The sequence below is a fragment of the uncultured Cytophaga sp. genome, assembly GCF_937863595.1.
In the GTDB taxonomy this organism is placed as follows: domain Bacteria; phylum Bacteroidota; class Bacteroidia; order Cytophagales; family Cytophagaceae; genus Cytophaga.
This window is the reverse complement of record NZ_CALMGQ010000180.1, coordinates 13,237-38,528: the sequence shown is the minus strand read 5'-3', so window position 1 is coordinate 38,528 and position 25,292 is coordinate 13,237. Positions and strand designations below refer to the sequence as shown.

The window sequence follows — 25,292 nt, the reverse complement described above, 5'->3', positions numbered from 1 at the left end:
AATTATAGGCGAAATATTTTATTGTTGGTTCAGTTGTAGTGTATAAAATTGGAAGGTAGTTTTCCAATTAGTGAGTCTGCTAAAATAATTTCACAAAAACTATATCAATTAGAGTTGAAATTTTGATTTAATGTGCGTGTTCGATTACAACAATTTCCATGAATATCTCCCATATTATATATTTTAACATCTTTAAATGGATGCATGTTTAACTGGGTGATTTAAATAGTTAAATATGTACGTGTGTATTTCATAAAAAAGCTCTGATTAAATCAGAGCTTTTAAAATATAAGGAGTCAAGCACATTACATTTTGATGATGGTAAAATCAACACGTCTGTTTAATTGTCTACCTTCTTCTGTTTCGTTAGTAGAAACGGGTTTGGATTTTCCAAAGCCTTTGGATTGAATTCGGCTGATATCTATTCCTTTTGAAACCAAGTAATTTACGACTGCTTTCGCTCTGTTTTGAGATAAAATTAAATTGTCTGCTTCCGTACCAATATTGTCTGTATGTCCAGAAATTTCAATAATCATAGTCGGGTAGGTGTTCATTAATTCTACCGTTCTGTTTAATTCTGAAAACGATTCTTTTCGTAAATCACTTTTAGAAAAGTCGAAAAATAAGTTATTTAAACGTATTGTTTGTCCGGTTACTAAAGGTGCTAGGTACAAATTTCGTTCTATTTCTTTGTATTCATTCAATGCATTTAAATCGATGTTATCAGAAACGGAAAAGAATTTATCTTTTTGAGCTAAGAAGCCATAATAGGTGCCAGCGGGTAAAACAATTTTATAGGAACCCGTTTTAGGATCGCTTGTTGCAGTTCCCATTTCTTTTCCCGTCTTCAAATCTACATATTGAATGTCGGCTTTAAGTGGATCTTTAGTTACTGAATGCATCACTTTTCCATAGATTAAAACCACAGGATTTGGTTTTGCTGATTTAGGTAATGCTACTCTAATAATATCAATTTTACCGATACTGTTTTCTCCCGTTACTAGATACGCAAAATCTCCAGAAGCAGAAGCTGAATAATACGCATCCCAATTTGTAGAATTAATTTCAGGTCCAAGGTTTAATGGTTCAGACCAATTTGTATAAGTTGAATCCAGTCTTCGAGTCATAAAGATGTCTGCACTTCCGTATGTAGGATGCCCGTAGCTTGCAAAATAAAGTGTTACACCATCTGCAGCTATAAACGGAGTGAGCTCGTCTTTTTTCGTGTTAATTTGATTGCCCACATTTAGTGGTTCGCTAAAACTTCCATCGGCTTGTATAAAGCTCACATAAACATCTTTTTCTCCTTTTGAATCATCTCGTTGAATACACATGAACAGAACTTTGCGATCTGCAGATAAAGAGAATTCGTTGGTGTTTGCTTTATTATAATGATTTTTAATGGTTATATCTGTAGGTACCGACCAACCTGTTTCTGTTCTGTTTGTTAAAGATACGCCAGATGCTTTAAACGTTCCATCTGCATTGTATTGGTGCATCACAAGCATTGTATTGTTGTCGGGAGTTACAGAAATAACGGCATTGGGTTGTATGTTATTTAAAGGCGGGCCTATGTTAATAGATTTTATCCAGGTATTATCTGGGTTAAGGGTTGAATAATAAATTTCATCCCCATCTTTTATACCACCTGTATTTAATGGACTGCTATCTATAGAGTAGTATAGTGTTTTACCATCAGGAGTAATGTAGGGTAGCTTGTCTGAATAAATGGTGTTAATATTTGGTCCTAAATTTTCTCGTTTAATCCCAGTAGGTAAGTTTGGTATATTTTTAATTTGAACATCTTGAAACAAGGAGATTGTTTCAAGTTCAAGCGTCATATTTGTTTTCATAATTATACCAACTCCACCCGTAAGATCATCAAAACCTGAATCTTTAAAGACGATTCTTAATAATTCAGTGTCATTTAATCTAAAATAAACAGAATCTCCTTTGTGTTCGATTTCAATTTTGTTCGTTGTACCTCTTGGTTTCATTGCCGTTGAGCGCTTTGCTGTGTTCGTTCCAAAATATTCGTATAGATAAGTATAGGTACTATTTTGATAACTGCAAATTTTATATTCTGAACGCTCTGGATTAAGTGTAAACTCAAAGCGTTTACTATTGGCTGCATCCAAATAGATACCACCTACATTGTCACCGTAACTAGCCGTCTCCTTTAATAAAAATTCGTATTTGTAATTTTTTTCTGCATTTATAAATGTTGAACTACCTGCTTTCCATGCATCTCCTATGGTGGATTTATTTGAACATGTGTAAGAGCCATTTAGAATTAGGAATGCATACTCATCTGTTTCTGCACTAAACCAAGCTGCTTTGGGATCGTTAAAATCATTAAAGTAATATGGTTTCGTCTGAGCATAAAGTGTAGTTTGAAACCAAATAAAAAGCACTAAGCTCGCAATCGTTTTTAATGATTTTTGAATAGGGATTTGTGTTGACATGAGAAAAGTTTAATGGTTAATTAGATTGTACATGTTTATCTGTAAGAGTGATAAATTAGTATTTGTTTTAAAAAAAACAATTGAACACAAAGATGTAATACGTATATTTTTAAAAAAAGTCTAAAAAACGAGTAGAATTAAATTGATTTTTTTACTAACAAGGCGTTAATCGAGTTATTAAAAATTGAAGGAAAAGAAAGTGAAAGCCTCGTACGATACACGTGTAAATAGATTTACTGTTCCGTCCCTTTTTTAGGTTTAGTAGGCGTTTTTATTTTGTCTGGATTTTCTTTTAAGAATGCATTCCAGCCGCCTTTACTTTTAGTTGTTACGCCCTTTTGGAAATAGTGACAGAGCGCAACACCTAGTGCATCTGTGGCATCTAATAATTTGGGGATTTCCTGAAATTGCAAAATTTTTGATAACATCGAAGCTACTTGCTCTTTGGATGCATTCCCATTGCCTGTGACAGATTGCTTTATTTTTTTAGGGGCATATTCAAATATTGGTACTTGTTTGGATATGGCAGCTGCAATGGCAACACCTTGCGCTCTTCCTAACTTCAGCATAGATTGTACATTTGCACCAAAAAAAGGTGCTTCAATGGCCATCTCGTCTGGCTTATACTCTTCAATAATTTGGGTAATCCTCTCAAAGATTTTACTTAACTTTAGTGCATGATCTGGATATTTGCTTAAATGCACAACGCCGAACTGAATCAATGTTATTTTAGTACCTTTAATAGCTATTAAACCATAGCCCATAATATTGGTGCCTGGGTCAATGCCAAGAATTATTCGATCTACAATAGGTGGAGTATTTTTGTTAACCATAAACGAGGTGTGCAAGTTAACGAACCTTTTGTGAAAAAAGTAAGTACTCCAAAATTCTTTTCTATCCTGTTGAAAGTAGGTATTTTCATTCTTTCAATAGCGGTTATATTTTATATTCTTTGGGATAAAAAAGAATGGATGCTTTTTATTGAGCCCTATTTTAACTCAATAGACACGTATTGTGTATTGGGTTTCCTACTTTTTTTAATGGTATTAAATATATCTGTGGAAGCATTAAAATGGTTTTTATTAGTAAAAGAAAATACGGATATCACATTTTTTCAATCGCTTAAAGCTGTTTTTAGTGGTACTGCTGCAGGATTGATTACTCCTCATGGTGTAGGTGATTATGTAGGTCGAATTTTATTTCTAAATCCTGAAAAAAGAGTAGAAAATATCAGCTCTGTTCTTTTTAGTCGCATTGCTCAGTTATGTATTACCTGTATTACAGGTATTGCTGCGTTGATGTATATCGGATTATATTTTGAATTTAATAAATGGATTGCACTATCCATGATACTTGCCCTTACATTTTTATTGCTTGTAAGTATAGTTTGGTTTAAAAGGACCCTGCTATTAGATGGCATGAAAAAAGTGCCACTTATTAAAAATATAGAAAATTGGTTCGAATACATTCGTAGTTATTCCAATCAACTTTTCATGAAAACACTGTTCTTATCAGGTCTACGCTATGGTATATTCTTATCTCAATTTGTTATATTATTAATCTTTTTTGATGTGGAAGTACCTTTACATATTTTGATTATTGGCGCTATTTTTATTTTTTTTGTAAAGTCCATCATCCCAACATTTCTTGATTTGGGTGTTCGTGAATTAGCAGCTGTATTCTTTTTTGCAACGTATCATGTGCAAGAACAAAATGTATTGGCAGCTAGTTTAAGTTTGTGGATTATAAATATTATTATTCCATCATGCATTGGTTTGATCATGATGTTTCAGATTGAATATATAAATAAAAATAAATGCTAATCGGAATATTTTTTGTGGGTTTTTTTTACATCGTATTTAGTATCTTTTTACAAATAGGATGGAGGAAACTACCTGATGAAACAATTGATTGTACTCATAAACCAAGTACAACCGTTGCAATTATTCTTACTGCTAGAAATGAAGAAAAATACTTGCTAACTATTTTAGAGCAGTTGCTACATCAAAACTATCCACAAGAACTGTTACAGATTTATTTGGCCGATGATGCATCTACAGATTCTACAAATGATCTTTTCCTGAAGTATATTGAAACGTATCCAAGCCTTTTTTTTAAGGTTGAATTAAATTCAACCTACCAAGATTGGAAAGGCAAGAAAAAATGGATTGCTTCGGCTATTGATGTAATTCAAGGTGAGTTTATTCTAACAACGGATGCCGATTGTTCTATACCAGTGACATGGGTCAGCGCAATGGTACAATCATATGAATTGAATCATAAACAATTTATATCTGGTCCCGTTGCTATGACCGGCAATAGGGGTTTTATGCGTGATTTTCAAAAGATTGAATTTTTAAGTTTGATTGGCTCAGGTGCGAGTGCTATAGGTTTAGAAAAGCCATTGATGTGTAATGGTGCAAATATTGGCTATGCGCGTTCAGCCTACAAAAAAGTTGGCGGATTTAGTGGTAATGCAACTATATCAAGCGGTGACGATGAGTTTTTGATGCATAAAATATTTTCCATGTATGGGAGTAAAGGTATTGGCTTTTGTAACAATAAAGCTGCAATCATTCAAACCCAGCCTGCATCAAGCTGGTCAGAGTTTTATAATCAGCGAAAACGATGGGCAAGCAAATGGGAAAATTATTCCTTAGCACACGTACAGTGGATTGCTATTTTTATCTTTATTTTTCATCTAATAATACTCATATCAACTGTTTTGGCCTTTATTCCGTCTTTTACTTGGCAAGGCGCAGTTTTTTTGTGGGGAATTAAAGGCATATTTGATTATTTCTACTTAAAGTCTGTAGCTAGATTTTTGTCTATAGGTTTTAAAAAGAGTACCTTTATTCTATCTGTTTTGATATATCCGTTTTATGTTGTTGGATTTGGATTAGCGGGTCGTTTTGGAACATATACTTGGAAAGAACGAATTGAAACTCCTCATGAGTGATCTAGAATTTGAAATAATTGATAATTTATATTTTGTGCAACGTTTTGAAGCGTTAATCAAAGAAGTTGGAATAGATGAAAAGATAATGCAAAAAACATTATTGGATCTTTTTCAAAAAGGTTGGGTAAAAGTGATGGATATGCAAACGGATGAAGAAATTTTAGACGCAGACGTTTGGACAAAAAACTATTCTAATTATTTTTACTTGGCTACTAAAAAAGGATTGTTTGCTCATAATACAAAATAAAATTTGTAGTAGATCGTGGAAAACAAAGAAGTTCAATCGCCTTCTTATTATATTAAGAAGCGTTTAATGAAGAATAAGCCAGCCATTTTTGGCTTGTCATTAATTGTGTTAGCGCACATTATTGCAGTGTTGGGCTATTCTATTATGCCAGACAATACCCCCAATGCAGATGATGGTGCAAATTTAATTAAGAAACAAGTTCCTGGCTTTTCAGCAACCATTATAAAAAGACATAAAAATAGAGTGGTTGAAGAAACAGGTTTCTTTACTATGATGTTTGAGGGTAGAGAAAGTCCATATACGATTGAACCTGTAGATACATTTTATTTCAAAGGAGATTCTGTTTTTTATAAACCATACGGCGAACGTATTTGGGAAAGTGCATTAACGATAAGTTATGTAGATAATTTTTATGCTGGTACATCTTATAAATTATTTCCAGATTCATCCGCAAATTATTTACTAACTAAAGATTCCACAATTTATATAAACGCAGCAGAAGCACGTGTTGCATTTTCTAAGGCAGATTTAAATACCTATTTTCTAAAACATAATGTCGAACATAGAGAATATCTACTTGGAACCGATAAACGTGGCAGAGACATGCTAAGTCGATTGTTATTCGGTACGCGTATCTCTTTATCAATTGGTTTTATTTCTGTAATCATATCGTTATTTGTTGGGATTTCTTTAGGAGCTATTGGTGGTTTCTTTGGTGGCTTAGTGGATCGTACGCTCATGTGGTTTTTGACAGTTACGTGGTCTATTCCAGGTATTATGTTGGTAATTGCAATCAGCTTGGCTCTTCAAAGCAGAGGAATCTGGGTAGCATTTGTAGCAGTAGGGTTAACTATGTGGGTAGAAGTAGCGCGAGTTGTACGAGGGCAAATATTATCGATTAAAGAAAAGCAATTTGTTGAAGCAGCTAATGCATTGGGTATCGGTAGTTGGAGAATTATCTTTCACCATATTTTACCCAATATTGTAGGTCCGATGATTGTAATCGCCACATCAAATTTTGCATCCGCTATTTTGATCGAATCCGGATTAAGTTTTCTAGGATTAGGTGTACAACCACCAATGCCTTCTTGGGGGATGATGGTAAGTGAAGGCTATCAGTCAAATTGGAGTGATGGTGGTTGGTATTTAGTTTTTTTACCAAGTATGTGTATCAGTTGTTTGGTATTGGCATTTAACTTATTGGGAAATGGTTTGAGAGATGCCTATGATCCTCAGACCGCAATAAAATGGTAGAGCATATGCAATCCAATCCTGCACACGAATTACTGGTAAAAGACTTGAAATTAAGTTCTTTGTTAGAGATTACACAAGCCATTAATGCCAATTTACCCGAGCCGTCGTTATATAAAATTTTTCAGTTTACTTTACTTGCCAATTTAAGTGTAGGTAAGTTGGTGCTTTACGTGAAGGACGATACGTGGATTTGTAAAGCTCAAATGGGTACACAAATCGATTATTCAACGAAGTTGTTGACAGACGATTTATTGAGTATAAAAGCAATTACACCAATTTCCTTTGCATCGGGAACCGCTTTTTCTGAGTTTGATTTAGTGATACCCATTATTCATAAAAATGATGTGTTGGCTTACGTGTTCATTGAAAAGAATACTGCTAAAGGAATCGTTGATCAATCCTTTATTCAAACGTTTACCAATATTATTTTGGTAGCAATAGAGAATAAGAAGTTTGCTCGTAGAGAATTATTGCAAGAAGCATTGAAAAAAGAAATGCAAATTGCGCGCGAAGTACAATCGCATTTATTCCCGAAAGATTTACCAAGCACACAACAAATTTCGATGAAAGCGTTCTATTTACCACACCAAACCATTGGTGGTGATTATTACGATTATATAGAAATAGACGAAAATCGTTCTTTGGTTTGCATTGCAGATGTGAGTGGGAAGGGAGTGCCAGCAGCCATTTTAATGTCGAATGTACAAGCAGCATTACGTACAATGGTTCGTTATACAACAGATTTGAGCAATATTGTTTTTCAGTTGAATGACCTTATTTTAAAACATACTAAAGGAAATCGTTTTGTTACAATGTTTATTGGTATTATTGATTTTTCGCAAAAAGAGTTAACGTATATTAATGCAGGACATAATACAATTCCTCTCATTCAAAAAAATACAACACAATTATTAAATAAAGGCTGCACAATTTTAGGCATGTTTGATACATTACATTTTATTGAAGTAACTGCCGTTACACTACTTGAAAAGAATCATTTATTTTTATATACAGACGGACTTTCTGAATGTATGAATGAGCAAGATGAAGAGTTTGAATTGGAGCGTATCTTGCCATTGGTTGCTTTAGATAAAACACTCGATCAGCAAGTACTGATTGATCATATTATTGCCGAAACGGTTGCTTTTAAAGGTGAACGAAGCTATAACGATGATATAACCTTATTGAGTTGTTTGATTCAGTTTTGATATTTTAAATGGTTTTTTTACACATTACCTTTTTTTACACATTACCGAGATGTAAACCATTTGTTGCGTAAGCGAAAAAAAACGAATGCTACTATTAATATAGTAGATACGTTGACAGAATACCCAAAAGTCTTCTGTCAACGTGTATTTTTTTTCGTTGTACATTTACCTAATCCAATTGTGTTGCTCGTTTATATAGCTCAATCATCAACACAAATAAAAACGTTAAAAACAAAGCACCTATAGTACTTACTAAAACAATATACAATCTTTTGGGATAAGCTTTCTTTGCTATAGGTTCTGCAGGTTGTATAATATTTAACGTACTAAAATCATTTTTAATAAGTTCTAAACTTTTACGTGCAGTATTTAAATCCGTAATTGTTTTGATTGTTTCTAATGTGAAAAAATCAGAACGAGACTCTTTTGAATTTACATTCAATGCGCGCATTAATTTTTGAATCGAATCAATTCCGTTATATTTTTCTAAAACTACTTTTTCGTACGATTCAAATATTTTTCTACTCAATTCAACCAAAGGTTTCTTATTCAAATCATCAATTTTGGCAACCATATCATTTACAATAAATGCTGCCGTATCTGGACTCGTGTCTAGTAAACTTATTTCAATTGCACTAAATTGATTTTCAGAAATAGTAAGATTGCTAAGTAATTTTTCTCGCACTTTTATATCTGCCATAACATCAGTTGTATCAATATTGTACCGTTTGGTCAAATGATATTTATCAATGATGTATTTTTGAATCTCTCGTGATTCTGCAAGTGCCATAATACGATCTCCATCAAATGCTGTACCATATGGAGTAGCAGCCTTGTCAACATTCCTTGGATCGTATGCCTCTGGATTAAATGGGTATAAAATACAGGTTGATTTATAATAGACAGGTAATAAAAGTGAAATGATGAGACTTATTATAAATACGGAACTTCCTATATATATAAATAGCAACTTTTTCTTTAAGATTAATTGTATTAAATCAATAAATGTAAATTCTTTCTTCATGATAAATTATATAGAAATACTGTTTTTTGAATCGGTAAGTTGAACGGATATGGATGATATGGATGCTAATAACGCAAAGAAGATAACGTTAATTTTAGCGGTATCTAAGAAATTGTTGAAACAGCCATGTACAATATAGGTGGTAATGCTCATTACTATTCCAATAGATACATAGTAGTATACATTGTTCGTCGGAATACTCCGTATGTTTTTTACCGACAGTACAATGGAAGTAATTAGTAATGCAATATACGTTATACCACAGAACAAACCATTTTCTGAAGTTAGTAATAAATATTCAGAATGTGCAGTACCTCCTGTGCCTGACATATATTTTGCTTGTGGATTTCGAATGCTTATTTCAGTTGTTTCACTTTCTTTTTGGTAAGGAAAATATTCATATTGATACATCCCATAACCAAATCCTAAATAGGGTTTCTCCTCAATCATCCTTATTGCGGATTTCCATCGATTGATTCGTTCTAAATTAGATACATCGTTATTAACGTTTGTAATGGATTTAACTTGGTTGCTTAAATTTGTTTTGCGTGTTTTCGATTCGGTTTGATTTCGTTTCAAAGACATCATTAAGCTGTCTTGATGTGATACCGTATATAGCAATGCAATACCTAAAAAAATGACAAAGATCCACCAACTTAATTTTAATCGTATAAATAGATATAAACCAAATGCAATCAATATACTAAGAATTGCGGCGCGACTGTATGATAAAATTAATCCAGAGCTAGATAATATAAAAAGAGTGCCGAAAAGCAATACCTTTATAAAACTCTTTCCAAAATACCACAACATAAATGTAAACGCTATAGGTATCATCAACGCAGCCATGGTAGCATATATGGTGTGGTCTGAGTAAAAAGGTTGTGCCATGGATACTGCATAGGAACGATCAAAATAATGTGTACTGTGCCGTATAAAATTGATAAAACAAATGATAGAAAATGATATTAAAGGAATTAATAAAATATTTCGGATAAATGTAGTGTCATTTCTACTTAAAAATAATATTCCCCAATAAGCAGGAATAATATATGCCAATGTTTGAATACACATTCTTAAAGAAACGAGTATTTGCGTGGAGAAAAGACTACTCAATAATAGAAGCGTTGTAAAACATATAAATAAGATAGAAAGCGGTTGCTTTATGTATGCTATTGCCATGCCTTTTAACGCAATTTGATAAATAGTGGTAATTGATAAGAATAGAAGGAGCGGCTCTAAAGGCACATTTAACGTTATATGTAAAAAAGAGATGGGTAAGTTAATGGAAAAAGGTAACGTCAACGCAACCAAATAATAACCTAGTTTTATATCTAAGAATAAGATAACGGCAATCAGTACGCCTGTTGGTATTAGAGCCAAACTAAGCATGTTGAAAGCGATTCCTAAAACGATAAAAGCACTTAAAAGTAAAACAAGTACATATTCTTTGATTGAAAATCGTTTATCTGTACCAATATATTTTTTAAGATTCAAAGTTGTATGTGTCTATTGTTATTTTGCGTATTATTGCAACTCAAATTTACGAAAGATAGGAAAATTATATAAAAATATTGCTTTAGCTATACTTTTAAACCTAACGATTAAGCCAATTAATTTATTATTGGAGAATCTCGTTCAGGACAGGATAGGTCATGCGCAATATGGCTTGTTTGCAGCCTTAAATGCCTTGGCTTTTTTATTTATCGTACTTGTAGATTTAGGGATTAATCAATTTGTTACCAAAAAATTTGCTTCTGAATCAAAAATCGAATCACACCATTATTCAACCTATTTTTCATTTAAGTTCATATTAATTGGATTTTTCCCATTTTTCATGATGATGATTGGGTATTTGTTGGGGTATGATTATCAAGAATTGACAATACTTTTTATTATTAGCTTAAGTTATTGTGCATTGCAATTAATTATGTATTTGAGAGCTAAATTTCAAGCATCTCAATACTTTACAATTGACTCCCTTGCTTCCATATCGGATAAAACGGTGTTGATTTTTTCTACTATTACATTGTTGTTTGTGGGCATTACGCTACAAAACTTTATTGAAGCCCGATTATTTGCATCTGTAGTAGGTTTAATCATAGTCGCAATTCCTGCTATTAAGTTGTATTCGCCACGTGCATTCAAATTTAAATGGGATTATGCAGCATGGAAATCAATTGTCAAACAGACGTATCCCTTTGCATTTATAACAGTATTATTTTCGGTCCATGATAAAATTGACCAAGTAATGATTGAAAGGCTTTTGGGCGAGAGTGCTTCAGGCTTATATGCTGGAGCATACCGCTGGTTAGATGCATTTATGATGTTTTTATGGATAGTGCTACCTATGTTTTTTGCACGTTTTGCTTACTATAAAAACACCCAGCAAGACTTGACAAAAGTTTTAACAATGGCGCAAATTATTAGTGGTGTGCCTATGATATTTGTAAGTTGTTTTGTTTGGTTTTATGGAGAGCACTTATTCTTCTTGCTCGGAAATAGTACTGCTGCAGAAGTAGCAGAAATGACGAAATGTTTAAAAATACTTTTTATTGCGGTATTTGTTCATGCAAATTTAGCATGTTTGGGCACATTGCTTTCTGCTACAGGCGGAGAGTTTTTTATTAATCGGATGCTAATCGCAAGCATTATCATTAATATAGGTTTAAATGCATTTTTATTGCCTACCGTTGGAATCACAGGAGCTGCTATTGCCACGGTTGTGAGTACCTTATTTATTTCAATGAGTTATTTAATTTATATCGTTTATCAAAAGCAAGTAGCTTTAGATTTTATGGTAAGTTTTAAATTAGTAGTTATTTCACTTATAGGTGTTGTTTGTTTTTATATCTGTAAATCGAATAAAATAGAGTGGTGGTTAGCAATTATTTTATCGGGTATTGTAATATTGATTTTTTCTTTATTTTTCAAACTACATAAGTCTGTTTATAAACTCTAAGTTACTTGTTCTAGTGTATGGTCTAATGTCTATGCACCGCAGTTGCTATGCCTAAATAAATCACATAGTTTTGTGATTTCATACGCTCATATTTTTTCGAAGTGTATGTTATGTAGGATTATTTCTATTTTTATATATGAATTATACCCACTTCATATAAAAAAAGTAGGTATGTAATCGCATTGTTGCTTATATTTACAATTCTACTCATATACAAATTGATAACAAATAGTAACAGATGGATCTGTATTTTAATCATTCTGGTTGGTTATTTTCAAACTTTTTCTCGGGGGCAGAGTGGCGACATAAAGGCAAAGGTGAATCAAAGACAATCTATCTTACATTTGATGATGGTCCCGTTCCGGAGGCAACAACCTATGTATTGGACGTTTTAAAAGAGTTTGATATAAAAGCGACCTTTTTTTGTGTTGGAGCAAATATTCAAAAAAATCCCGAATTATATAAGCGTATTATCAGAGAAGGACATCGTACGGCAAATCATACCTACAATCATTTAAATGGATGGACGCATGCAGATGATTATTATTTTGCAAATATCATGGCCTGCGAAGCGATCATGGAAAAAATGGAAGAAGATATTGAAATGCCAGATCTTTGGCGTAGCGAACGATTGATTCGACCTCCGTATGGTAAGATTAAAAGTGCACAATGCGAATATTTGAAAACCATTTATCGCGTTATTATGTGGGATGTAATCACAGGAGATTTTGATAAAAAAAGAGGCGCCGAAAAATGTTTTCAGACTGCTACTAAGGCTACACGCGACGGATCTATTGTTATTTTTCACGACAGTATAAAAGCACTTGAAAATATCAAATATGCACTGCCTTTGTACTTAGAAAAATGCTTAAAAAAAGGCTATCAATTTAAAACATTATGAATTTCGTACCCTATTTTTTTTTAGGATATGCACTACTCTATATCAGTTACCAACTTGTATTATTGGTTCGAATTATTTTAAATGAGAAATTTAAAATAAGATTTCCTTTTTCTGAATACCCCAAAGTCTCCATACTGATTGCTGCCAGAAATGAAGAGGGATGTATTTTATCGTGTTTGACAGCAATTGAACAGTTGCAGTATCCCATAGATAAAATAGACGTTTGGATTGGCGACGACCAATCTACGGATGCAACAAATGAAATTGTTGCACGCTTCATCCAAGATAAACCGAATTTTCATTTAATATCGATACGCCCTTCTACTACACATGTAAAAGGCAAAGCAAATGTTCTTGCGCAATTAGCAAAATTGGTAACAGGCGAATTTTTATTTATAACAGATGCAGATATACAGGTACCTACTAGATGGATTGAATCACTCTTGTTTGCATTTAAAGATTCAGTAGGGATTGTCTCCGGTTCAACAATAGTAGAGGGATCTAGCTTACTTGCAAAGATACAACGCATCGATTGGGCGTATGCCAGTGGTATGATTCATGTTGTGTCTGAAATGAATATTCCGGTTACGGCAGTTGGTAATAATATGGCCATTCGTAAAAGTTGTTATGACGAAATAGGCGGTTATGAAAATCTTGCGTTTTCTGTAACAGAAGATTTAGAATTATTTTTAGCAACAATTAAAAGAGGCTGGAAATTTAGAAACCTATTGAATGCAGATTCAACAGCACAATCTACCCCATTGCATTCTTTACACGAAGTCTTGCAGCAGCGCAAACGTTGGTTAAGTGGTGCATTGCGTGTGCCTAAGTTGTTGTTGCTGTTTTTAATTATCCAAGCAATATATTTTCCTGTATTATTACTTGCTTTCTTATATGTACCTGCATGTTGGATACTGCCTTTTGGGTTGACCATTTTTAGTTTGCACGTGTCTTTTATTGGTATTGTTTCTAGAAAAATAAACAAGCAAGATATTAAAAAATACATTCTGCTTTTTGAATTGAATCGATATGTATTTCCAATCCTGTTATTCGTTTATACTCTATTGCCGATAGGTGTGCAATGGAAGGGTAGAACGTATAAGGGAAAAGAGATACAACCTAAATAATTATTTGTTATGAATTATGAATGCTGTATTAGGTGTCATTTATTTTTCATTAGTAACAGAGGTATTTGGCTTAATAATTTCTAATAAAAAATGTTTACGCTTTCATTATTATATTAAAAGAAGGGAAGCGTTAATAGTTAATTTTATAATAATTCATAATTTATAACTCATAATTATCAACATGGGAATTATAGAAACGCACATACATTTATATTCAGACGAGTATAAAGCCGACCGAAATACACTCATCCAACAAGCAATTGATAGTGGGGTAGAAGCATTTTATATGCCCAATCTAGATGTGCATTCGATTGAGTCTATGTATGCAGTTGAAAAGGATTTTCCAGATTATTGTTTTGCTATGATGGGTTTGCATCCCTGTTATGTGAAAGAAGATTATAAAGAACAACTCGCTGTTATTGAACAAGAATTGAAACGAAGACGGTTCATTGCCATTGGTGAAGTAGGTATTGATTTGCATTGGGATAAAAGTTTTTTGAAACAACAACAAGAAGCTCTTGCAATGCAAGCAGAATGGGCCTTAACCTACAACGTGCCCATTGTAATTCATAGTAGGGAAGCGAACGCAGAATCCTTGGAGGTATTAATGCCTTTTATGCAAAGAGGATTGAAAGGTGTGTTCCATTGTTTTTCGGGTTCAATCGGAGAGGTAACGGTATTGAAATCCTATGGTTGGATGATTGGTATAGGTGGAGTCGTAACCTACAAGAAAGCCGGTTTGGATGCGCTCATAGAAGAGATTGGTATCAGTCAGGTTGTGCTAGAAACCGATGGTCCATATTTGTCACCTGTCCCTCATCGAGGCAAGCGCAATGAGCCCATCTACATCAACGAGGTGGCACAAAAAATTGGAGATATATTGGAGATGTCCAAAGAGGCTGTAATAGAGCAAACAACGACCAATAGTAGAACCTTATTTAGAAGATAGTAGCTGGTTAAATTCCAAACAACAAACAACAAAATCCAAACGGCGGGAAATAGATTGTTTTTTTAGGCGCATGTTTAAAGAAAGTAAATAAGTACGGAGTATTCAGTACAACGTATTGCTTGCAAGTAATTAAACATTTGATAATTAAATGGATATACTTGTTATTAAGGGCAGTTCTAAAGGATAAAATCATTTTCGCTCACTAGGATTTACTAGAATAAAAGCGTTAATTTGTATCCCGATTCAAAAAGGAAGAAAACTTGTTTAGCCATGGTTGTGTCTTTTCGACCAACCACGTGTTTGGAATTTGTTTTTGGACTTTTGAATTTACCACATAGAGAGGTGTCCGAGTGGTTTAAGGAGCACGCCTGGAAAGCGTGTGTACGGGTAACCGTACCGAGAGTTCGAATCTCTTCCTCTCTACGAAATCCCCTGAAAGCTTAGTGCATCAGGGGATTTTTTATTGTTAACTGTAAGGATAATTTGTTAACTCCTTTTTAGTTATAATACTTTCGTACAAGAAAGATTTCTGCATAATCATAATAGGGGAAAACGTACATCCATTGATTGTCGGATTTCATGTGTGTTACATTACCATAATAGGTGTTTTTATTCTGTAAGTCTTGTAGATAGAGTTTTTTATCGATAGTTACTGGACTGAATCTTTTTAATATGTATTTCTGTTCTTCTTCCTCTGTTGAATCATCTGGGTATTCAAAATCTAAGGGGTTGCGACATTCGTATTCAAAAGACTTGTCTGGATGGTGTTTTATGAAATGAAATGTTTTGAGTTGATTTTCTAATAAATGATTTATAGAATCACTATCTACCATACCAACATCGAAACTTCCAAATAATCCAGGTTGCATTGAAGCATTTGGTGTAGGCGGGAATTGCCATTGCCAAACAGGGATATTCCATAACTGTTTCCATGCATTGTTTTTAAAAGTATAAAAATTTCCATCGACACAATTGGAAGCTCCACCACGATGAGGAACAACAAATAGATCATCAAATCCATCGCCAGTAATATCTCCACAATTTTCAATATAAGAGAATCCTAATATCCCACCTGTTATTTCTGTGACGGAATTATTTTTATTCGATAAAAATGATTTCTTATTTAATCTTTCAGCCACAAACCATGAATCGAAATAATCAAAGGTAGAATCATACTTTGCTACTTCTTTTATTTTTAAAGAATCTGTATAATGCTCAATCAGCGTGTCCTGTTTATGGTCACCGTTGAAATCGCCTGTAATAATAAATCTATATCCCATAATGGGATAAGACTTTTTTAATAAACTGTCAATTCTAATTTGCATTGAATCCGAATAACTCAAAGTTCGTTGTGTAACGATTCTGATTTCCTCCTTAGTTACTGCATCTTTGCAACACCAAAAGCCTCCAATCAACATGAGTATAATAATATGTTTTAACATAATTTTTTAAAAGAATGCTTGTTCTGCATGCTGAAGCGAAAGTGATATTTATCTTGTGTATTTAGGTAATAGAAATTAGTGATACTTTTATGTATTTTTTTGATGGTCAGTAAACGTATTTTCAAACATACTCTACTATGTTCTTTAACTTTTTAAGGTCGTTTGAGATACCGTTGCGCCACCCACAAATACTACGTTGTCTTTTAGTGTTCCTAATGCATTTGCAACAGACTTTAGTCTGACTATATTTTCATGATAACTCATAGTATTCTTTTTCTTAATTCTTCTGCAGCTAGTTGCTTTTCTCGTGCTTTACCAACTCTCAAGGCATCTGTTAATGCGAGCAATTCATAGAGTTTTAAATCGTCCTTTGCTGCATTAAGTTGGCCTTGATGGAAAGGTATAATTTCTTGTCCCTTTACTTCTCCTTTAGGGTCAGGCCATACATACATTTCAGAACTTTTGAATTCTTTGTTTAATGGTGGTGCCGAGTGAGCCGTTGGTATTCCTGGTACAATTGCTCCGGGTTTTTGTGGGAAGACATAAGGTAGTCCATGTATAAGAAATTCATACAAGGTATTGCGCATAACTGTTTTTTTATCTTGAGCAATTAATCCCGCTAATACAGATCGATTTACCGATTCTGTAATTTCAGAGGGGCTTATGCCTAGTTGGTTACTAAGATCCTTTAAATAGGAGTATTCACCTAGAGATATAATCTTAAGTAGCACAAGTATATCATGAGGACGCATTCCATTGTGTTTCTTCATGATACAAATATAGTACATTAATTTGTGATTCGCGAATCGAGAATGTGGGTATGTTTTTTTTAGAAAAAATGATTTTATCGATATGGGTCAATTTGATACTGGATCTATTTCAAACAATGGACAAATTTTATATATATTGTCTATTATTTGAATTCAAACAATGGACAATAAATATATTTTACTGTCCATTGTTTGAAATAGATTGTATATTTGTATAAACCAAAACGTAATCCATTGTCGACCGACTTTATCATAAAACAGTTACAAGAGCGATTTAAAAATCGGGAATCATTTACCCGGAAGGAATTGTATGCGCTTTATTGTGCGTATGAGCCGGAGTTAAAAGAAGCTACTTTTAGATGGCGGATTTATGACCTCAAAGCAAAGCACATAATTAGATCGTTGGCAGCTGGATTATATACATTGGATTACATCCCTAATTTTTATCCGGAAGTAAGTGATAGTACTAAAAATCTACACAAAATTTTATTGCAACAATTTCCTGGGCTTAAACTTTGTATTTGGAACACTAAACTATTAAATGAGTTTATGTTGCATATTCCTATCAAATACATTACGCTGTTAGAAGTTGAAAAAGATGCTATAGAACCAGTGTTTCATTATTTGCAGGACATAAGAATGACAGACGTATTTTTACAACCATCGGAAATAGAATTAGAGCGATATGTGAAAGAAAGAGAAGAGGCTGTTGTTTTAAGATCATTAATTTCTAAAGCACCCGTGCAGATACTTGATGGTGTGCCTACTACAACGTTAGAAAAATTGGTTGTAGATATTTATTCAGATGAAAAAATATTTTCAGCGTATCAAGGTAGTGAATTAGCGCACATTATTAATAACGCTTATAATAAATATACACTTGACTTATCAAAGCTTTATGCGTATGCAAAAAGAAGAGGTAGGGCAGATGCACTAAAAGAATACCTAACAAATGAAACGGACATACGAACAAAGGTATAAATGATTGATAAAGTATCTTTATCGGAGCAGTGGCTGGAGGCAAAGCGTATTAAATATGCGAAGGATCCCAGTATCATAGAAAGTATGATTTATGCCTTGTATCTGTTGGAGCAGTTAAAACAAACAGAACTTGATTTTATTTTTAAAGGAGGTACCAGTCTATTATTACTGTTAGAAAAACCTGCACGCTTTTCAGTTGATATAGATATTATTGTATCTCCAACAATAGATAAAGAAAAACTCGAAAGCTATTTAATAAAAATTGCTGAAGGAAGTTCCTTTATAAGAATGGAACTTGACGAAAGGAGAAGCTACAAAATAGGTGTACCTAAAGCACACTATAAGTTTATATATAAATCAAACGCACCAACTAAGAATAAAAACGAAGTAATTGAGAATCCAGAAAGAGAAATATTGTTGGATGTATTGTTTGCAGAAAATCCGTATCCTGTAGTTATAGACAAACCAATTGTTACGGAATGGATTAAGATTGATGGTGAGACCTTGCTGGTGAAGATGCCTTGTGTGAATTCTATAACAGGTGATAAGCTTACTGCATACGCACCGAATACAGTTGGTGTGCCTTACCAGGTAGGAAAAGAAAAAGAAATTATTAAACAGCTATTTGATATTTCAACCTTGTTTGAATTAATAGATGATATAGAGTTGGTAAAACAATCATTCGGATTAACAGCTGTTGAAGAAATTAAGTATAGGGCTAAAAACAACTAAACACGGAACAAATCTTAATAGATACGATTGAAACTGGAATACTACTTGCGAGAAGAGAAAAGCAATTAGTTGGTGACCAAGCTAAATATGATGAATTAATAAAAGGGTTGAATCAGTTTGGCAGTTTTGTTTTTGATGGGAATTTTAAAATTGAGAAGGCTCTAGTGGCTAGTGCAAGAGCTGCATATATTGCTGTAGTAATTTTGAGGGATTACAAAGGTACATTTAGTAAGTTCAACGAAAACATCCCTACTACAGAATATCTAGTTACGCATCCGGAATATAATTTTCTGAACAAAAAATTAAAGTTCGTCGAAAAAGGGGAAGCACTTTTTTATTGGAATGAAGTGCTGAAACTATTTATTGTTGCTGAAGAATAAGTATTTGAAAATAACAAAATTGGCCTATTAAAACTGTCCCAATACAAATGAGTCCGATATAGATATACCTTAAAAACATATCACCTTTTAATTGATGGTTGAAATACCTACCCATAATAATAGCAGGAATGATAACAGGAAGTGAAATGAGGAAATAATAAGTAATCGTTGTATTCCATAATCCTTGATACCAATAACCAAACATTCCAATTGTACTGATGGGTAGGAAATATGCTTGTAGAGTAGCTCTAAAATGCTGGACTGACCACTTACGTATATTTCCATAGATGACAAGTGGCGGGCCATTTAAACCATAGGTATCTCCTAAAATTCACGATGCAAATCCACAAATAAAAAGCCATATTTTAGCATCAAATTTTACTGTTAACGGTTTTTTTGAAAACAGCGAATAGCTTGCAAATAAAATAATCAGTATGCCCAAAATAATTTTTACAAGGGATACATTGCCATATACGAGTAATAATAATCCGATAGGAATACCTAGAATAGCATATAAGATTAAACCCGTTGCGCTTTTATACTGAATTTGTTTGTGGTCTTGTATGACGACTACTGCTGCAATAAAAATAGATATCAATACCGAAAGTGGAACGGCTTGCTCTATAGGTATAAAAAACGATAATATGGGAACAGCAATTAAAGATTCGCCAAACCCAAACGTAGAGCGAACCAGGGTGGCGATGAAGATGATGAATAGAATATAAAAAGTTGTTGCATCCATACGATTCTATTGCGTTCATATAAAAGTACAAATTATTATCGAGAATAGGTATTAGATGTCGTTCATCTTTGAACATAGGAATTTAGTAAGTGTTCATTTTAATAGTAGAAATCGCAAACGAAATTACGTGACTGTATTTCGAAATTATTCTGTAATTTGCTCCATATATTCTTTACATTCTTTTTAAACTATTTATTATGACAACAGAATTAGACAACAAAACACTTGATAAAATCAGGCAACATCAAGATTTTTCCTACGCTTTAATCGGCGGTACCTTAGCTGCTTTAATCAGCGCCATTTTATGGGCTGCAATTACAATTGCTATAGAACGACAAATAGGTTTTATGGCCATAGGTATTGGCTTCATCGTTGGGTATGCTGTTCGGTTTTTTGGAGCAGGAGTTGATGCCAAATTTGGTTATTTGGGTGCAGTGCTTTCTTTATTGGGTTGCATGGTTGGTAATTTATTTACGCAAGTTGGTTTTATAGCCAATCAAGAATCGCTTAGTTATCTTGAGGTGGTTTCCTATTTAGACCTTGCCATAACAACAGAAATTATTGTTGATACTTTTCAACCTATGGATCTATTATTTTATGGTATCGCTATATATGAAGGATATCGATTTGCATTTAGAAAGTTTTCTGAAGAAGAAGTGCAATCCATGCAAACTAACGATGCGTTTGATGGTGCACCTTCCGCATATTCCAAATTAAGAATGCCTTTAACAATTGCATGTCTTTTGATTTTATCTGTTGTATTCTTTTTCTTAAACTGGGAAACTGGCGGAATAAAAGTTTATAAAAATGATTCGGGTCAGAAAATATCAGAAGGTGAAGTAATAGACGGCAAAGAAGTTGGTCCCTGGACATTTTGGTACGAGAATGGAAACGTTCAAACGAAAGGTTTTTTTATGAATGGACAACCAGATAGCACATGGTTGTGGTATACTGAGACAGGAAAATTATCCAAGAGCGGCTCGTATAAAAATGGACTTGAAGATGGCGTGTGGTTAACATATCACGAAAATGGAACCTTAAGTGATTCAGGTAGTTTTGTTGGAAGTAGAATGGTCTCCTTATGGAAATCATGGTATGATAACGGAAATTTAAATCAAATCGGGTCATATAATAGAAACGCACAAATTGGCCTTTGGAAAACATACTTTGAAAATGGCCAGTTAAATACGGAAGGCCAAATGGATAATGGTGTGCAGAGTGGTCAATGGAATTATTACAATGAAACTGGGCAGTTAGTAAATCAAGTAACGTACAATGCAGACAAAACAATTGCCATTAATAATCTTTGGGATGAAAATGGAAATCAATTGATTTTAGATGGAAATGGTCGATATAAAAGTTTTGCTGAAAATGGTACAACGATTTTGGAAGGAGATGTAGTAGGCGGTCTGCGAGTAGGTCTATGGAAGGCTTATACTTCTAGTGGAATCTTGAATGAAGAAGGTGTCTATGAAAATAATTTATATAAGGTTCTTAATAATTGGGATATAGATAGTACTAAGAAAGTTTCAAATGGTAATGGTATTTACGTGTCTTATTATGAAGATACGGATGGTATTTTTGAAACCGGAGAGATTAAAAATGGGTTAAGAGAAGGAGTGTGGAAAATGTATTTTCTAGCATCAGATACACTTTTACAAGAAAAAAATTATAAGAATGGTAAACTAAACGGACTTGAAAAAGTATTCTTCGAATCAGGTCAGCTTTATACAACATGTGAAATGATTGATGATAGGAAGGAAGGTGTGTGTACGTGGTACCATTCTAACGGATCAATTTCTTCTACCGCAACGTTTCACGATGACAAAAAAGAAGGCATACAAAAAATGTATAGTGAGTTAGGTACACTCATCAAAGAAGAAGTTTATAAGAAGGGCGAACTTATTGAAGAAAAAAATATAGAATAATAAAGGCGTATTCCGTTGGTATGCGAGGTTATGGTACTTGCATACCAATCGAAGTTGTTAAAGGCCTATATTAGCAATGAACATTCGTTGATATAGGCCTTTGATATAAACGAGTGTTCGTGTATATCAAAAGTCTTATTGAATTGTAAAATAATTTTAAGGATATTTTTTTTGAATGGTTTTGCTATTTATATCAATGGCAAATTATTTTCCGCTGCAATTGAAATAAGAATGCATTTTATCTAGTACCATGTCCATTTTTTTCTACATCTGATAAATAAAAACCTCGAGTGATTTTGTAAATAAGTTATGTGCTAAAAGAACGCATTATTCACCTTGCTCAGAATCTTTTTTCTAAGCTTTCTTGATCCTTCTCACTCAATTAGAACTGTATTGGAATTTCCCGTGCTAATGCTTCGTAATCTAATAGCGAATAATTTGAACCCTGTCCTTTTAATGATACATTAAATAGTTGCATCAGCAATCAATACGATTTACTTACTCTGCCTGGTTGCTCAAATAAATTGCATTTTGTTAACACTCAAATAATGAGTGATTTGTAGTGCGAATAAAAATGAAGTATGTCATTTAGGATACTCGTTGAAAATTTATTTTAAAATCTTGTAACCTTTTTTGTACTGCTGCATCTAATAGATATAAAAAAGGTATAAACATTAAATATAAGAAATCATGAAAAATTTTAAAAAAACATCTTTAGTAACAGGACTATTCATATTCTTGCTTACGTTCTTGTCTCCAGCATTTGCACAAGAAGCACCTCAGCTTTCTGATCCAGAGATTGCATCGGTAGCTGTTGTTGCAAATCAGAATGATATTGATTTCGCAAATATTGCATTAAAGAAATCGAAAGATTCCAACGTATTGGACTTAGCTAAGACGATGGTTTCAGATCACCAAGCTATTATTAATTTAGCAGTTGCATTGGTTACAAAATTGAATGTAACACCTAAAGATAATGCTGTAAGTCAACAATATGTTGCTAACGCAAAAGAAACAATCAAAATGCTTGATTCAAAAACAGGTAAAGCATTTGATAAGGCGTATGTTGATAATGAAGTAGCGTATCATAAGGCAGTAATTGCTGCAGTGAAAACGGTATTGATACCTCAGGCGCAAAATGCAGAATTGAAAGCGTTATTGGGAAAGGCACTTACTATTTTGGAGACACATCTTCATCATGCTGAAATGGTTCAAAGTAAATTGAAATAAGAATGAATTTAACGAACTCTATAAAAAACGGCATCTTCTTTATTCTGTCTGTTTTTTTATTGACTGGTTGTAACAGTAACAGCCAGCAAAGCCATAACCCAGAAACGCATGTCGTTGAAATTAAGGACATGCGTTTTCAACCTGCAGATCTTATTGTGCACAAAGGAGATACAGTGGTTTGGATAAATAAAGATATCGTAGCGCATGATGTTACCCAAGATGATAAAGCTTGGACTTCGTCACCCATAGCGAACGAGGCTTCATGGAAGAAAGCAATCACCCAAAGTGATTCTTACTACTGCAGCATTCACGTAGTTATGAAAGGCAAAGTGACAGTAGTAGAATAATACATGATAATAATAACATATAAATCCTCAATGCTCTTGTATTGAGGATTTATATGTTTATAACAAATAGTTGACTGGGTATTGTATAAAGTGCATGTATTTAAACGTCTTTTTACGATAAAAAAATAATTCTTTTCAAAGAAAAGAATTAAAATTAAACGTGTCTAATATGCTAGGTAAATATTATATATGAATGGAATCATTTAAGAGTGAGACATTGTTTTCTAAATACCTGATTATATTCAAAAAGGGAGTTGTGTTTTGAAGAGATTATTTTTTTATTAATATGAATGTAGGGTTCAATAAAGGTGGAAAATATTTTTTATATTGTTTACAACTGATTCTGAAAAGTAAGTAAGCAATTAAGAGAATTCGGGTTTTATAATTTTAACGACAAGTAAATTCTTATGTAAATATATACGCATACGAATAACCAAAATAAAATTATGGTGCCTCCCGCTATTCGTATGCGTATATAAAATGATTAATGGAATGAGTATTATGAATTAAAAGGATCGAACCGCACGAACAGCATACGTATTTAATTTCGTATTTGAACCTTTAGTTCCAGAATTGAATTTTTGAGACCATGCACCATTTGTATCGTATTGACTTGAACTCCAATAATTCAAAGTGTAATCAAATCCAATCGTTGTTTGAAGATTTTGATACAAGATAAATAGTTTATCTAATTCATCTGCACTTGGTAAATACCAGTCGCTATATCCATTCAGAGTAAGATCGTCACACAATTTAGCTGCATAATCTCCATCACCTTGATTTGTTATAATAGCAGTAGTATTGATTTGTCCAGAACCCAAAGAGGACGAAGTTGTTGCTATTAAAGTAGCAGTAGGAGACCATACTATTGAAGAACTTTGATCGCTTGGCGCAGCAACTAAACCATGTTGTACATGAGCATCATATCCAAGATCACCTTGTTGTAAAATGTAAGCTACAATACCGCCATTTGTGAGTGAACCTATTTCTAGAATCGTTGTGAATTGTATTTCGTTTCCGTAAAACGTTCCTGTAGCATTGGTTACAAAGGATCTCACATAATAAGTAGTTTGTAGTGAAAGGCCCGTAATGGTCCCGAAATTATCCATATTTCCGCCTCCCCAGGTTATTTTGGTTAGAAGGCTTGATGTTGGATTGTGACTCGTGCTCCAACATATACCCGATGCAATGAAAGCGGATCCATCAGATGCTTTTATAAATGCTCCCACAACTGCTGATGTTGAAGTTATAGAGTTCGCTTCTCCAGTAGTTGCGGTATGTACTGGAACTTTAGGTTCTTCATCTTGTTTTTTACATGCCGACAATATTGTAGCCGCAATAGAAAATAGAATAAATAATTTTTTCATAATTCATTTTAAAAGTTAGGGGAATTATACTTTAGTTATTTTAACAATTATAAGAATACATAAATTGAATTGTATTTATATGCTTTGTTACAGAATAATCATAGTATATGATTTATATCATATACTATTGTCCTTATTTAAACTATTTACTTATAGGAATGTGAAATATACGTAGGTGAATTGTACTTATAAATACACAAAAATATTGTTCTGTTTTAATTATTTGGTATTCTTTTTTGAAAAATAAAGTAATACTCTGTTAGAAATTAAAAAAAGG

Annotated in this window: 22 protein-coding genes, 1 tRNA gene and 1 pseudogene; 16 read left to right on the top strand and 8 right to left on the bottom strand. The window is 33.3% G+C overall.

What is annotated here, in order from left to right:
• Window positions 1-305 precede the first annotated feature (305 nt).
• Entirely contained in the window at window positions 306-2,465 is a 2,160-nt protein-coding gene (locus Q0543_RS15710) for an OmpA family protein (protein WP_299255283.1), read from the bottom strand.
• A gap of 233 nt (window positions 2,466-2,698) precedes the next feature.
• The gene (gene ruvC, locus Q0543_RS15705) at window positions 2,699-3,298 is read right to left on the bottom strand and encodes a crossover junction endodeoxyribonuclease RuvC (RefSeq protein ID WP_299255281.1); all 600 of its coding nucleotides are present in this window, start codon (window positions 3,296-3,298) and stop codon (window positions 2,699-2,701) included.
• Window positions 3,299-3,307: 9 nt separating this feature from the next.
• Here ruvC and Q0543_RS15700 point away from each other — a divergent pair, with 9 nt between their 5' ends.
• Genes Q0543_RS15700 through Q0543_RS15680 form a run of 5 tightly spaced genes read left to right on the top strand, consistent with a single transcriptional unit; the run spans window position 3,308 to window position 8,133 of the window.
• Window positions 3,308-4,288, top strand: a complete 981-nt coding sequence (locus tag Q0543_RS15700; protein WP_299255278.1) for a lysylphosphatidylglycerol synthase domain-containing protein — start codon at window positions 3,308-3,310, stop codon at window positions 4,286-4,288.
• A complete protein-coding gene (locus Q0543_RS15695; RefSeq protein WP_299255275.1) occupies window positions 4,282-5,424 on the top strand; it encodes a glycosyltransferase in 1,143 nt (380 codons plus the stop codon). The genes Q0543_RS15700 and Q0543_RS15695 overlap by 7 nt, the downstream gene beginning before the upstream one ends.
• Window positions 5,417-5,671 (top strand): transporter, encoded by a 255-nt coding sequence (locus Q0543_RS15690; RefSeq protein ID WP_299255272.1) that lies wholly within the window; start codon window positions 5,417-5,419, stop codon window positions 5,669-5,671. The genes Q0543_RS15695 and Q0543_RS15690 overlap by 8 nt, the downstream gene beginning before the upstream one ends.
• 15 nt (window positions 5,672-5,686) lie before the next feature.
• Window positions 5,687-6,925 (top strand): ABC transporter permease, encoded by a 1,239-nt coding sequence (locus Q0543_RS15685; protein ID WP_299255269.1) that lies wholly within the window; start codon window positions 5,687-5,689, stop codon window positions 6,923-6,925.
• A 5-nt stretch (window positions 6,926-6,930) separates the two neighbouring features.
• A complete protein-coding gene (locus Q0543_RS15680) occupies window positions 6,931-8,133 on the top strand; it encodes a PP2C family protein-serine/threonine phosphatase (protein WP_299255267.1) in 1,203 nt (400 codons plus the stop codon).
• Window positions 8,134-8,302: 169 nt separating this feature from the next.
• Here the strand turns inward: Q0543_RS15680 and Q0543_RS15675 are convergent, their stop codons facing one another.
• Window positions 8,303-9,157: a hypothetical protein gene (locus Q0543_RS15675; protein ID WP_299255264.1), complete on the bottom strand. Its 855-nt coding sequence runs from the start codon at window positions 9,155-9,157 to the stop codon at window positions 8,303-8,305.
• Window positions 9,158-9,163: 6 nt separating this feature from the next.
• Complete coding sequence (locus tag Q0543_RS15670; RefSeq protein WP_299255261.1) at window positions 9,164-10,654, bottom strand: O-antigen ligase family protein; 1,491 nt, start codon at window positions 10,652-10,654, stop codon at window positions 9,164-9,166.
• Here Q0543_RS15670 and Q0543_RS15665 point away from each other — a divergent pair.
• The 5 genes from Q0543_RS15665 (at window position 10,548) to Q0543_RS15645 (ending at window position 15,519) form a co-directional block, all read left to right on the top strand.
• Window positions 10,548-12,119 carry an oligosaccharide flippase family protein gene (locus tag Q0543_RS15665; RefSeq protein ID WP_299255258.1) on the top strand — a complete coding sequence of 524 codons (1,572 nt, stop codon included), beginning with the start codon at window positions 10,548-10,550 and terminating at the stop codon, window positions 12,117-12,119. The genes Q0543_RS15670 and Q0543_RS15665 overlap by 107 nt on opposite strands.
• A gap of 238 nt (window positions 12,120-12,357) precedes the next feature.
• Window positions 12,358-13,020, top strand: coding sequence for a polysaccharide deacetylase family protein (locus tag Q0543_RS15660; RefSeq protein WP_299255255.1), 663 nt, complete (start codon window positions 12,358-12,360; stop codon window positions 13,018-13,020).
• Window positions 13,017-14,147, top strand: coding sequence for a glycosyltransferase (locus Q0543_RS15655; RefSeq protein WP_299255252.1), 1,131 nt, complete (start codon window positions 13,017-13,019; stop codon window positions 14,145-14,147). Before Q0543_RS15660 ends, Q0543_RS15655 begins: the two co-directional genes overlap by 4 nt.
• 181 nt (window positions 14,148-14,328) lie before the next feature.
• Complete coding sequence (locus Q0543_RS15650; RefSeq protein WP_299255249.1) at window positions 14,329-15,096, top strand: TatD family hydrolase; 768 nt, start codon at window positions 14,329-14,331, stop codon at window positions 15,094-15,096.
• Between the two features lie 336 nt (window positions 15,097-15,432).
• A tRNA-Ser gene (locus Q0543_RS15645) sits at window positions 15,433-15,519 on the top strand.
• A 74-nt stretch (window positions 15,520-15,593) separates the two neighbouring features.
• Here the strand turns inward: Q0543_RS15645 and Q0543_RS15640 are convergent.
• Window positions 15,594-16,538: a hypothetical protein gene (locus tag Q0543_RS15640; protein WP_299255246.1), complete on the bottom strand. Its 945-nt coding sequence runs from the start codon at window positions 16,536-16,538 to the stop codon at window positions 15,594-15,596.
• Between the two features lie 260 nt (window positions 16,539-16,798).
• Window positions 16,799-17,308 (bottom strand): hypothetical protein, encoded by a 510-nt coding sequence (locus Q0543_RS15635; protein WP_299255243.1) that lies wholly within the window; start codon window positions 17,306-17,308, stop codon window positions 16,799-16,801.
• A gap of 210 nt (window positions 17,309-17,518) precedes the next feature.
• Here Q0543_RS15635 and Q0543_RS15630 point away from each other — a divergent pair, with 210 nt between their 5' ends.
• From Q0543_RS15630 to Q0543_RS15620, 3 genes are all read left to right on the top strand, one after another.
• Window positions 17,519-18,289 (top strand): DUF6577 family protein, encoded by a 771-nt coding sequence (locus Q0543_RS15630; protein ID WP_299255240.1) that lies wholly within the window; start codon window positions 17,519-17,521, stop codon window positions 18,287-18,289.
• Window positions 18,290-19,021, top strand: coding sequence for a nucleotidyl transferase AbiEii/AbiGii toxin family protein (locus Q0543_RS15625; RefSeq protein WP_299255237.1), 732 nt, complete (start codon window positions 18,290-18,292; stop codon window positions 19,019-19,021).
• A gap of 107 nt (window positions 19,022-19,128) precedes the next feature.
• Complete coding sequence (locus Q0543_RS15620; RefSeq protein ID WP_299255234.1) at window positions 19,129-19,401, top strand: hypothetical protein; 273 nt, start codon at window positions 19,129-19,131, stop codon at window positions 19,399-19,401.
• Here the strand turns inward: Q0543_RS15620 and Q0543_RS17065 are convergent.
• A pseudogene (locus tag Q0543_RS17065) lies at window positions 19,382-20,143 on the bottom strand (sulfite exporter TauE/SafE family protein). The gene Q0543_RS15620 and the pseudogene Q0543_RS17065 overlap by 20 nt on opposite strands.
• 197 nt (window positions 20,144-20,340) lie before the next feature.
• Between Q0543_RS17065 and Q0543_RS15610 the strand changes: the two are divergent.
• The 3 genes from Q0543_RS15610 to Q0543_RS15600 all read left to right on the top strand — a co-directional run bounded on the left by Q0543_RS15610 (window position 20,341) and on the right by Q0543_RS15600 (window position 23,648).
• Window positions 20,341-22,071, top strand: coding sequence for a hypothetical protein (locus Q0543_RS15610; protein ID WP_299255228.1), 1,731 nt, complete (start codon window positions 20,341-20,343; stop codon window positions 22,069-22,071).
• Window positions 22,072-22,761: 690 nt separating this feature from the next.
• Window positions 22,762-23,301 (top strand): DUF4142 domain-containing protein, encoded by a 540-nt coding sequence (locus tag Q0543_RS15605; RefSeq protein ID WP_299255226.1) that lies wholly within the window; start codon window positions 22,762-22,764, stop codon window positions 23,299-23,301.
• A 2-nt stretch (window positions 23,302-23,303) separates the two neighbouring features.
• Window positions 23,304-23,648, top strand: coding sequence for a plastocyanin/azurin family copper-binding protein (locus Q0543_RS15600; protein WP_299255223.1), 345 nt, complete (start codon window positions 23,304-23,306; stop codon window positions 23,646-23,648).
• 506 nt (window positions 23,649-24,154) lie between these two features.
• Here the strand turns inward: Q0543_RS15600 and Q0543_RS15595 are convergent.
• Window positions 24,155-25,015 carry a DUF1566 domain-containing protein gene (locus tag Q0543_RS15595; protein ID WP_299255220.1) on the bottom strand — a complete coding sequence of 287 codons (861 nt, stop codon included), beginning with the start codon at window positions 25,013-25,015 and terminating at the stop codon, window positions 24,155-24,157.
• Between the last annotated feature and the right edge of the window lie 277 nt (window positions 25,016-25,292).

Bases quoted from the DNA above. Each gene is read 5' to 3' on its own strand.
- Q0543_RS15710 (WP_299255283.1), bottom strand. From the start codon at position 2,465: ATGTCAACACAAATCCCTATTCAAAAATCATTAAAAACGATTGCGAGC.
- ruvC (WP_299255281.1), bottom strand. From the start codon at position 3,298: ATGGTTAACAAAAATACTCCACCTATTGTAGATCGAATAATTCTTGGC.
- Q0543_RS15695 (WP_299255275.1), top strand. From the start codon at position 4,282: ATGCTAATCGGAATATTTTTTGTGGGTTTTTTTTACATCGTATTTAGT.
- Q0543_RS15690 (WP_299255272.1), top strand. From the start codon at position 5,417: ATGAGTGATCTAGAATTTGAAATAATTGATAATTTATATTTTGTGCAA.
- Q0543_RS15680 (WP_299255267.1), top strand. From the start codon at position 6,931: ATGCAATCCAATCCTGCACACGAATTACTGGTAAAAGACTTGAAATTA.
- Q0543_RS15675 (WP_299255264.1), bottom strand. From the start codon at position 9,157: ATGAAGAAAGAATTTACATTTATTGATTTAATACAATTAATCTTAAAG.
- Q0543_RS15665 (WP_299255258.1), top strand. From the start codon at position 10,548: ATGTTGAAAGCGATTCCTAAAACGATAAAAGCACTTAAAAGTAAAACA.
- Q0543_RS15660 (WP_299255255.1), top strand. From the start codon at position 12,358: ATGGATCTGTATTTTAATCATTCTGGTTGGTTATTTTCAAACTTTTTC.
- Q0543_RS15655 (WP_299255252.1), top strand. From the start codon at position 13,017: ATGAATTTCGTACCCTATTTTTTTTTAGGATATGCACTACTCTATATC.
- Q0543_RS15650 (WP_299255249.1), top strand. From the start codon at position 14,329: ATGGGAATTATAGAAACGCACATACATTTATATTCAGACGAGTATAAA.
- Q0543_RS15640 (WP_299255246.1), bottom strand. From the start codon at position 16,538: ATGTTAAAACATATTATTATACTCATGTTGATTGGAGGCTTTTGGTGT.
- Q0543_RS15635 (WP_299255243.1), bottom strand. From the start codon at position 17,308: ATGAAGAAACACAATGGAATGCGTCCTCATGATATACTTGTGCTACTT.
- Q0543_RS15625 (WP_299255237.1), top strand. From the start codon at position 18,290: ATGATTGATAAAGTATCTTTATCGGAGCAGTGGCTGGAGGCAAAGCGT.
- Q0543_RS15610 (WP_299255228.1), top strand. From the start codon at position 20,341: ATGACAACAGAATTAGACAACAAAACACTTGATAAAATCAGGCAACAT.
- Q0543_RS15605 (WP_299255226.1), top strand. From the start codon at position 22,762: ATGAAAAATTTTAAAAAAACATCTTTAGTAACAGGACTATTCATATTC.
- Q0543_RS15600 (WP_299255223.1), top strand. From the start codon at position 23,304: ATGAATTTAACGAACTCTATAAAAAACGGCATCTTCTTTATTCTGTCT.
- Q0543_RS15595 (WP_299255220.1), bottom strand. From the start codon at position 25,015: ATGAAAAAATTATTTATTCTATTTTCTATTGCGGCTACAATATTGTCG.